Annotated in this window: 6 protein-coding genes and 3 pseudogenes; 1 reads left to right on the top strand and 8 read right to left on the bottom strand. The window is 70.3% G+C overall.

The genetic code is table 11. From position 1 onward, the window contains the following. Window positions 1–114: 114 nt before the first annotated feature. The 4 genes and pseudogenes from dapA to OG519_RS26250 form a co-directional block, all read right to left on the bottom strand. Complete coding sequence (dapA, locus tag OG519_RS26265) at window positions 115–1,014, bottom strand: 4-hydroxy-tetrahydrodipicolinate synthase (RefSeq protein WP_405593009.1); 900 nt, start codon at window positions 1,012–1,014, stop codon at window positions 115–117. A 161-nt stretch (window positions 1,015–1,175) separates the two neighbouring features. After that, window positions 1,176–1,625 (bottom strand): annotated as a pseudogene (gene thyX, locus OG519_RS26260) (FAD-dependent thymidylate synthase); the annotation flags it as partial. Window positions 1,626–1,628: 3 nt separating this feature from the next. Next, a pseudogene (locus OG519_RS26255) lies at window positions 1,629–1,694 on the bottom strand (hypothetical protein); the annotation flags it as partial. A 123-nt stretch (window positions 1,695–1,817) separates the two neighbouring features. Further along, a pseudogene (locus OG519_RS26250) lies at window positions 1,818–2,399 on the bottom strand (FAD-dependent thymidylate synthase); the annotation flags it as partial. A gap of 313 nt (window positions 2,400–2,712) precedes the next feature. Between OG519_RS26250 and OG519_RS26245 the strand changes: the two are divergent. Next, entirely contained in the window at window positions 2,713–3,255 is a 543-nt protein-coding gene (locus tag OG519_RS26245) for a hypothetical protein (protein WP_405588667.1), read from the top strand. 80 nt (window positions 3,256–3,335) lie between these two features. Here OG519_RS26245 and OG519_RS26240 read toward each other — a convergent pair whose 3' ends face one another. The 4 genes from OG519_RS26240 to OG519_RS26225 all read right to left on the bottom strand — a co-directional run bounded on the left by OG519_RS26240 (window position 3,336) and on the right by OG519_RS26225 (window position 8,243). Continuing rightward, window positions 3,336–3,776, bottom strand: coding sequence for a hypothetical protein (locus tag OG519_RS26240; RefSeq protein WP_405588665.1), 441 nt, complete (start codon window positions 3,774–3,776; stop codon window positions 3,336–3,338). Window positions 3,777–3,782: 6 nt separating this feature from the next. Next, window positions 3,783–4,583 carry a 4-hydroxy-tetrahydrodipicolinate reductase gene (dapB, locus tag OG519_RS26235; protein ID WP_405588662.1) on the bottom strand — a complete coding sequence of 267 codons (801 nt, stop codon included), beginning with the start codon at window positions 4,581–4,583 and terminating at the stop codon, window positions 3,783–3,785. Between the two features lie 70 nt (window positions 4,584–4,653). Further along, a complete protein-coding gene (locus OG519_RS26230) occupies window positions 4,654–6,030 on the bottom strand; it encodes a M16 family metallopeptidase (protein WP_405588659.1) in 1,377 nt (458 codons plus the stop codon). Beyond that, window positions 6,027–8,243 carry a polyribonucleotide nucleotidyltransferase gene (locus OG519_RS26225; RefSeq protein WP_405588656.1) on the bottom strand — a complete coding sequence of 739 codons (2,217 nt, stop codon included), beginning with the start codon at window positions 8,241–8,243 and terminating at the stop codon, window positions 6,027–6,029. Before OG519_RS26225 ends, OG519_RS26230 begins: the two co-directional genes overlap by 4 nt. Window positions 8,244–8,381: the final 138 nt, after the last annotated feature.

Here is an 8,381-nt window from a genome sequence, read left to right as displayed (position 1 = left end):
CATATTCGGCATGCGTTTGGATTGTTGACGTATGGTGCGGCGCTTTTCACGAACAGCGCTTTTTCAAGGCAGTGCTTTTTCAGGAACGGTGCTTATTCAGTTGTGAAGTCTTGGTCAGAGATCTACCCCGCCCGCGGCGAGATCCTGCTTGAGCTGCTCGGTCTGTGCCGCGCCGAGGCCGACGAGGGGAAGCCGGACCGGACCGGCGGGCAGTCCGCGCAGCGCGAGGGCGGTCTTGGTGGTGACGACGCCCTGGGCGCGGAAGATACCGGTGATGACGGGGAGCAACCGCTGGTGGATCTCGGCGGCCTTGGTGACGTCGCCGCCGGTGTACGCCTCGAACAGGGCGCACAGGTCGGCGGCGACGAGGTGGGCCACGACGGAGACGAAGCCGCAGGCGCCGATGGACAGCATCGGCAGGTTCAGCATGTCCTCGCCGGAGTACCAGGCGAGGCCGCTGCGGCTGATCGCCCAGCTCGCGGCGGCCAGGTCGCCCTTGGCGTCCTTGTTGGCGATGATCCGCGGGTGCTCGGCCAGCCGGACGATGGTCTCGGTCTCGATGGGGACACCGCTGCGGGCGGGGATGTCGTAGAGCATCACCGGCAGGCCGCTGCTGTCGGCGATCGCGGTGAAGTGCTGGTAGAGGCCCTCCTGTGAGGGCTTGTTGTAGTACGGCGTGACGGTGAGCAGGCCGTGGGCGCCGCTGCTCTCGGCCCGGCGGGCCAGGGCGACGCTGTGGGCGGTGTCATTGGTGCCGACGCCGGCGATCACCCGGGCGCGGTCCCCGACGGCCGCGACGACGGCGCGGACGAGGTCGTCTTTCTCGGCGTCGGTGGTGGTCGGCGACTCTCCAGTGGTGCCGTTGAGGACGAGGCCGTCGTTGCCCGCGTCCACCAGGTGGACGGCGAGACGCTGGGCGCCGTCGATATCGAGGGCACCGTCAGCGGTGAACGGCGTGACCATTGCGGTCAGTACCCGGCCAAAAGGGGCCTTGGAGGTGGAGGTCGCTACCATGGTTCCCACGCTACTCGGTGTATGTACGGTGACGCAGCCGCGGGACCTGCGACGGAGGACTCCGACGCTGCCCGCTCGGGGGTTCGGACAACGCCGGAGTCCGTTTCCGCAGCCTAGATGAACCTCGCGAATGCCTGCAATCCGAACACTTCGGACATTTCTCAGGGAGCCACTCGGCCGTTCGCGTTGAAAGCGGCATGGGTGAGCGGCATCAGCTCCGCCCACGCGGCCTCCATCTTCTCCGCGACCATCTCGATCTCCCGCTGCGGGAAGGACGGCACCCGCGCGTCCTGGTGCTGGGTGCGCAGCCCGAGGAAATGCATCAGGGAGCGGGCATTGCAAGTCGCGTACATCGAGGAGAAGAGCCCCACCGGAAGTGTGGCGCGAGCCACCTCGCGGGCCACCCCGTCCGCCAGCATCCGCTGGTAGGCGGCGTACGACTGCGCGTACGACTCCTCCATCGCGGCGACGACGCCCTTGTGCTGCTCGGGTGTGCCGTGCACGAACTCGTACTTCCCCGGACGCCCGCGCTGGACCAGCTTGCGGTCTTCGCCGGGTACGTAGAAGACCGGCCGCAACTCCCGGTACCGACCCGACTCCTCGTTGTAGGAGTTGTGCACGACGATTCCGTCGGCGACGAAGTTGTGCCACGGGCCGGCCACGGAGAGGTCGTAGGTCATCTCCTCACCGTCGTCCGCCACGGAGACGACGGGGTCGGGCACCGCCACGGCGCCGGCCGCCAGCACCGCGTCGCCGGGCGCGAGTTCTCCGGCCTTGCGCCAGCCGTCGGGGGTGAGGACGGCGTGGTCGACCGAGCAGCGCAGTGTCCGGCCGCCTTGGGTGGTGATCCGGATGAGCGCCTTGACCCCGGACTCCATCACATCGACGATCGGGGCCTGCCGCGCCAGCAGGGTCTCCTCGTCGAAACAGCGCACCTGGCCGTCGCGGGCGGGGCCCTGGGTCGGCGGCCGGTCCGCCTCGCCGTGCCACTGCTCGTAGAGGTCCTTGATCCGGCGCTGACGGAGGCTGCCGGCCTCGGTCTCCAGGGTGATCTCGGTGTCGCCGGCCAGACACCAGCCCACCCGGTGCCGCATGAACTCGCGGAAGACGAAGATCGGGGCGCTGATCAGGAAGGTCATGGAGTTGTGCTCGAAGGGGCTGCCGTGGCGGTCCCGCATGAGGAAGTTCAGCAGCCCCTTGGAGCGCTCGGGGTCCTTGCTTAGTTCTTCGATGGACTGCTCGCCTGCGGTGGAGACGCGGGCTGCCCAGAGCACATCGGAGTCCGAGGCGCTGTGCTTGATGAGATCGACGGACACGTCGTCACGGAACTCGACTGAATCAACTGACGCGGCTGACGCGGCTGAATCAGGCGAATCGACGGACACGTCGTGCTCAGGGGGCAGATCGGTCGACACCGGGGGTCCTTCCACTTGGCTGCTGCCAGCCTAGCCAGGCTGGAGGGCGGGTCGGACACCGGCGGCCGGGCGCCGGGCCGGGGCTCCTGAGTCACGCGGGGTCACCTCGGCTCGCGTCGGAGGACGCCGACCGACGTGTGCCGACGTGTTGTGACATCAGGTGACTCCTGAAGGACAACGCCGACCTGGAGGTTGGCCGTTTCCGCCGTGGCGGATAGCCTCACCGGTCAGAGCCAGCCCCACCCGTCCGCCCCCGCCCGGAAGCCGGAAGAGGATCGTCCGCGTGTCCCTGCCCTACAGTTCCACTCCCTCGATCGAAGAAGAGTCCACCGGACGCGCGCTGCCGCATGCCGTGCACGACCGCTGGCTGCGGCCGTACCGCCCCGGCCCGTGGCGGGTGGTGACCGCCGCGCTGGCGTTTCTGCTGGCGTCCTACCTGCTGATCGCGGCGCTGATCATGGCGCTGGCCGGCGAGGGCGCGGGAGCCGGCGGGCTGCTGCTGGTGGCGGTGCTGCTCATCGTGGCCACGCTGCGGCTGCTGCGGGTCGGGGTGTGGCTGAGCGGCAAGGGCGTCCGCCAGGTGGGGTACTTCACCACGGTCACCGTGCCGTGGAGCCGGGTCGCGTCGGTGCGGACCGCGCAGCAGCCGGTGAAGGTGATCGGGCTGCCGCGTACCGTGCAGGGGCAGGCGCTGGTGGTCACCCGGAAGGGCGGCCAGCAGCTCCGGGCGCTGTTGACCGATCACAACGCGGACTTCCTCGGCCGGGTCGAGGCGTTCGACATCGCGGCGGACGCGATCGAGAGCTGGGCCACCGAGTTGCGCTGAACCCTCGTGACCGGCCTCTGGGCGGCCTCGGCCGACCAGGGGCCGATGACGTCACTGCCCTCGGCCCAGGAGTCACGGGGTCATTTGCCGTCGTGCAGCGTGATGGCCCGCTGCATGGCCTTACGGGCCCGCGGTGTGTCACGGGCGTCGAAGTACGCCACCGCCAGCCGGAACCAGTTGCGCCAGTCGTCGGGGGCCGCCTCGGTCTCCGCCTGCCGCTTGGCGAACACCGCGTCGGCCGAGTCGCGGTCGATCCGGCCGCTGGGGGTACGGGTCAGCTCGTCGACCGGCAGCCCGCCCTCGGCCTCCAGCTCCCGGCCGAGACGGCCGGCGTGGCGGGCGAACTGGGTGGTGTGCCAGAGGAACCACGCCCCGATGAGCGGCAGGACCAGCACGGCGAGGCCGAAGGCGACGGTGACCGGGCGGCCGTCGGCGATCAGCAGTATGCCGCGGTCGCCGACCAGCACGAAGTAGAAGACCAGGACGAGCGCGGAGACGGTGTAGCTGAGTTTGGCGCGCATCGCGGTTCAGTCTCCTTCGCTGCCCTGGCCGCCGCCCTGGCCGGCGCCGTCCTCGGGTCCTTCGGAGAGGAAGTGTTCCAGGCCGAAGGTGAGCCCCGGCACGCCGGGTACCGCCCGGGCCGCCAGCAGGATGCCGGGCATGAAGCTGCTGTGGTGCAGCGAGTCGTGCCGGATGGTGAGGGTCTCCCCGGTGCCGCCGAAGAGCACCTCCTGGTGGGCGAGCAGGCCGCGCAGCCGGACCGAGTGCACGGGCACACCGTCGACGTCGGCGCCCCGGGCACCGTCGAGGCCGTGGGTGGTGGGGTCCTGCTGCCGGTCGCGGCCCGCCTCCGCCCGGGCGGCCGCGATGAGCTGGGCGGTGCGGGTCGCGGTACCGCTGGGCGCGTCCGCCTTGCGGTCGTGGTGGAGTTCCACGATCTCGACCGACTCGAACCAGCGGGCCGCCTGCTGGGCGAACCGCATCGTGAGCACCGCCCCGATGGAGAAGTTCGGCGCGACAAGGACTCCGGTGCCGGGAGCGGCGGCCAGCCAGCCCCCCAGGGTGGCCAGCCGCTCCTCGGTCCACCCGGTGGTGCCGACCACGGCGTGGATGCCGTGCCCGATGGCGAATTCCAGGTTGTCCATCACGGCGTCCGGGTGCGTCAGGTCCACCGCGACCTGTGCGCCCGCCTCCGTCAGGGTCTCCAGCCGGTCGCCGCGGCCGAGCGCGGCGACCAGGTCAAGGTCGTCGGCGGCGTCGACGGCGCGGGCCGCCTCGGACCCGATCCGGCCCTTGGCGCCGATGACGGCCACTCGGAGCTTGCTCATCGTTGTTCGGTCCTTCGCTCCCGGCGGTGGGCCGGGCTTCTGGGCGTACGGGCGGCAGGGCTTGCGGGCGTCAGGCGAGGGCGCTCTGCAACTGGGCGGCCTGCTTGTCCTTGATCGGGCCGATGACCGCCAGCGAGGGACGCTGTCCGAGGACATCGCGGGCGACCGCGCGTACCTCGTCGGGGGTGACGGCGGCGATCTTGGCGAGCAGGTCGTCGACGGAGAGCTGATCGCCCCAGCACAGCTCGCTCTTGCCGAGCCGGTTCATGAGCGCCCCGGTGTCTTCCAGGCCCAGCACGGTGGAGCCGGAGAGCTGGCCGATGGCGCGCTCCACCTCCTCGTCGGTGAGGCCCTGTTCCGCGACCTGGTTCAGCTCGTCCCGGCAGATCTTGAGGACCTCGGGCACCCGGCGCGGCTGGCAGCCGGCGTACACCCCGAACATGCCGCAGTCGGCGAAGGACGAGGTGTAGGAGTACACCGAGTAGGCCAGGCCTCGCTTCTCCCGGATCTCCTGGAAGAGCCGGGAGCTCATGCCGCCGCCGAGCGCGGTGTTGAGCACGCCGAGCGCCCAGCGGCGCTCGTCGTTGCGGGACAGGCCGGGGGTGCCCAGGACGACATGGGCCTGCTCGGTGCGGCGGTCGAGGATCTCCACCCGGCCGGCCGCGCGGATGGTACGGGATCCGCCGCGGGGCGCCTGCGGGGCGGCCTCGGGCTGGTGCGACGCGCCCGCCTGCTCGAAGGCGCGCTGGACCTGGCGTACGACGGTGGCATGGTCGAGGTTGCCGGCCGCGGCCACCACCAGCCGGGTCGGGTCGTAGTGCTTGCGGTAGAAGCGGGCGACCTGATCACGGGTGAGGGCGTTGACCGTCTCGACGGTGCCGAGGACGGGGCGGCCCAGCGGCGAGTCGCCGAGCAGGGCGGTGGTGAACAGGTCGTGGACCTGGTCGCCGGGGTCGTCCTCGGTCATGGCGATCTCTTCGAGCACCACTCCGCGCTCGGCGTCGAGGTCCTCCTGCCGGATGAGGGAGGAGGTGAGCATGTCGCTGACCACGTCGATGGCGAGCGGCAGGTCGGTGTCGAGCACCCGGGCGTAGTAGCAGGTGTACTCCTTGGCGGTGAACGCGTTCATCTCACCGCCGACCGCGTCGATCGCGGCGGAGATGTCGAGCGCGCTGCGCCGCCGGGTGCCCTTGAAGAGCAGGTGTTCCAGATAGTGGGTGGCGCCGCCGAGCGCCGGGGTCTCGTCGCGTGAGCCGACGCCCGCCCAGATGCCGAAGGTGGCCGAGCGCACGGTGGGCAGGGTCTCGGTGACGACCCGCAGGCCGCCGGGGAGCACGCTGCGGCGGACCGTGCCGATGCCGTCGCTGCCGGGCAGGAGGGTCCGCGTGCGGACGGCCCGCCCCTTGGTGGAGGGGCGGGCCGTCCGTGCGGTGGAGCGGGTCGTCACTGGTCCGACTCGTCCTTCGTGTCGTCGTCGCCTTCGCCGTCGATGACCGGGATCAGCGAGAGCTTGCCGCGCTGGTCGATCTCGGCGATCTCGACCTGCACCTTGGCGCCGACGCCGAGGACGTCCTCGACGTTCTCGACGCGCTTGCCGCCGGCGAGCTTACGGATCTGCGAGATGTGCAGCAGTCCGTCCTTGCCGGGCATCAGCGACACGAAGGCGCCGAAGGTGGTGGTCTTCACGACCGTGCCCAGGTACCGCTCGCCGACCTCGGGCATGGTCGGGTTGGCGATCTGGTTGATCATCGTGCGCGCGGCCTCGGCCTGGGAGCCCTCGGTCGCGCCGATCAGCACCGTGCCGTCGTCCTCGATGGAGATGTCGGCGCCGGTGTCCTCCTGGATCTGGTTGATCATCTTGCCCTTGGGGCCGATGACCTCGCCGATCTTGTCCACCGGGATCTTGATGCTGATGATCCGCGGCGCGTTGGGGGACATCTCGTCCGGGGAGTCGATGGCCTCCATCATCACGTCGAGGATGTGCAGGCGGGCGTCGCGGGCCTGCTTGAGGGCCGCGGCCAGCACCGAGGCCGGGATGCCGTCCAGCTTGGTGTCGAGCTGGAGGGCGGTGACGAAGTTCTTGGTGCCGGCGACCTTGAAGTCCATGTCGCCGAACGCGTCCTCGGCGCCGAGGATGTCGGTGAGCGCCACGTAGTGCGTCTCGCCCTCGATCTCCTGGGAGATCAGGCCCATGGCGATACCGGCGACCGGGGCCTTGAGCGGCACACCGGCGTTCAGCAGCGACATGGTGGAGGCGCAGACGGAGCCCATCGAGGTGGAGCCGTTGGAGCCCAGCGCCTCGGAGACCTGCCGGATCGCGTAGGGGAACTCCTCGCGGGTCGGCAGCACCGGGACCAGGGCGCGCTCGGCGAGGGCGCCGTGGCCGATCTCGCGGCGCTTGGGGGAGCCGACGCGGCCGGTTTCGCCGACGGAGTACGGCGGGAAGTTGTAGTTGTGCATGTAGCGCTTGCGGGTCTCGGGCGCCAGCGTGTCGAGCTGCTGCTCCATGCGGAGCATGTTGAGGGTGGTGACGCCCAGGATCTGGGTCTCACCGCGCTCGAAGAGCGCCGAGCCGTGCACCCGCGGGATCGCCTCGACCTCGGCGGCCAGCGTGCGGATGTCGGTGACACCGCGGCCGTCGATCCGGACCTTGTCGCGGATGACGCGCTGGCGGACCAGCTTCTTGGTCAGCGAGCGGTAGGCCGCGGAGATCTCCTTCTCGCGCCCTTCGAACTGCGGCAGCAGCTTCTCGGCGGCCAGCCCCTTCACCCGGTCGAGCTCGGCCTCGCGGGACTGCTTGCCGGGGATGGTCAGCGCCTGCGCCAGCTCGTCGGTGACCGCCGACTCCAGCGCCTCGAACACGTCCTCCTGGTAGTCCAGGAAGATCGGGAACTCGCCGGTGGGCTTGGCGGCCTTGACGGCCAGCTCGGACTGCGCCTTGCACAGCACCTTGATGAAGGGCTTGGCGGCCTCCAGGCCGTTCGCCACGATCTCCTCGGTCGGCGCCTCGGCGCCGCCCTCGACCAGCTGGATGGTCTGTGCGGTGGCCTCGGCCTCGACCATCATGATCGCGACATCGCCGTCGTCGAGCACCCGGCCGGCGACGACCATGTCGAAGACCGCGTCCGCCAGCTCGGAGTGGGTCGGGAACGCCACCCACTGGCCCTTGACCAGGGCGACGCGGACGCCGCCGATGGGGCCGGAGAAGGGCAGGCCGGCCAGCTGCGTGGAGCAGGAGGCGGCGTTGATCGCGACCACGTCGTAGAGGTGGTCGGGGTTGAGCGCCATGACCGTGCAGACGACCTGGATCTCGTTGCGCAGGCCCTTGACGAAGGACGGGCGCAGCGGGCGGTCGATCAGCCGGCAGGTGAGGATGGCGTCCTCGGAGGGGCGGCCCTCGCGGCGGAAGAAGGAACCGGGGATCCGGCCGGCCGCGTACATGCGCTCCTCGACATCCACCGTGAGGGGGAAGAAGTCGAAGTGCTCCTTGGGCTGCTTTGACGCGCTGGTGGCCGACAGCACCATGGTGTCGTCGTCCAGGTAGGCCACGGCGGAGCCGGCGGCCTGACGGGCCAGCCGGCCCGTTTCGAAGCGGATGGTACGGGTGCCGAAGGTGCCGTTGTCGATCACGGCTTCGGCGTAGTGGGTCTCGTTCTCCACTATGGGGTTTCTCCTCGTCCTTGCCCGCGGGGCGTGTCCTCGCGGGCCATCGGTGGAGGGGCGTCCTGCTGCCGGGGGCCGGTCTTCGATCGAAGCCTCCGGGGGTGGAACCACCCGGGGGCCACTACCGAGGACCGG

It is taken from the genome of Streptomyces sp. NBC_01190 (genome assembly GCF_045039895.1).
Lineage (GTDB): Bacteria > Actinomycetota > Actinomycetes > Streptomycetales > Streptomycetaceae > Actinacidiphila.
The sequence above is the reverse complement of the archived record's forward strand: the minus strand, read 5'-3'. Positions and strand labels throughout refer to the sequence as shown.

Bases quoted from the DNA above. Each gene is read 5' to 3' on its own strand.
- dapA (WP_405593009.1), bottom strand. From the start codon at position 1,014: ATGGTAGCGACCTCCACCTCCAAGGCCCCTTTTGGCCGGGTACTGACC.
- OG519_RS26240 (WP_405588665.1), bottom strand. From the start codon at position 3,776: ATGCGCGCCAAACTCAGCTACACCGTCTCCGCGCTCGTCCTGGTCTTC.
- dapB (WP_405588662.1), bottom strand. From the start codon at position 4,583: ATGAGCAAGCTCCGAGTGGCCGTCATCGGCGCCAAGGGCCGGATCGGG.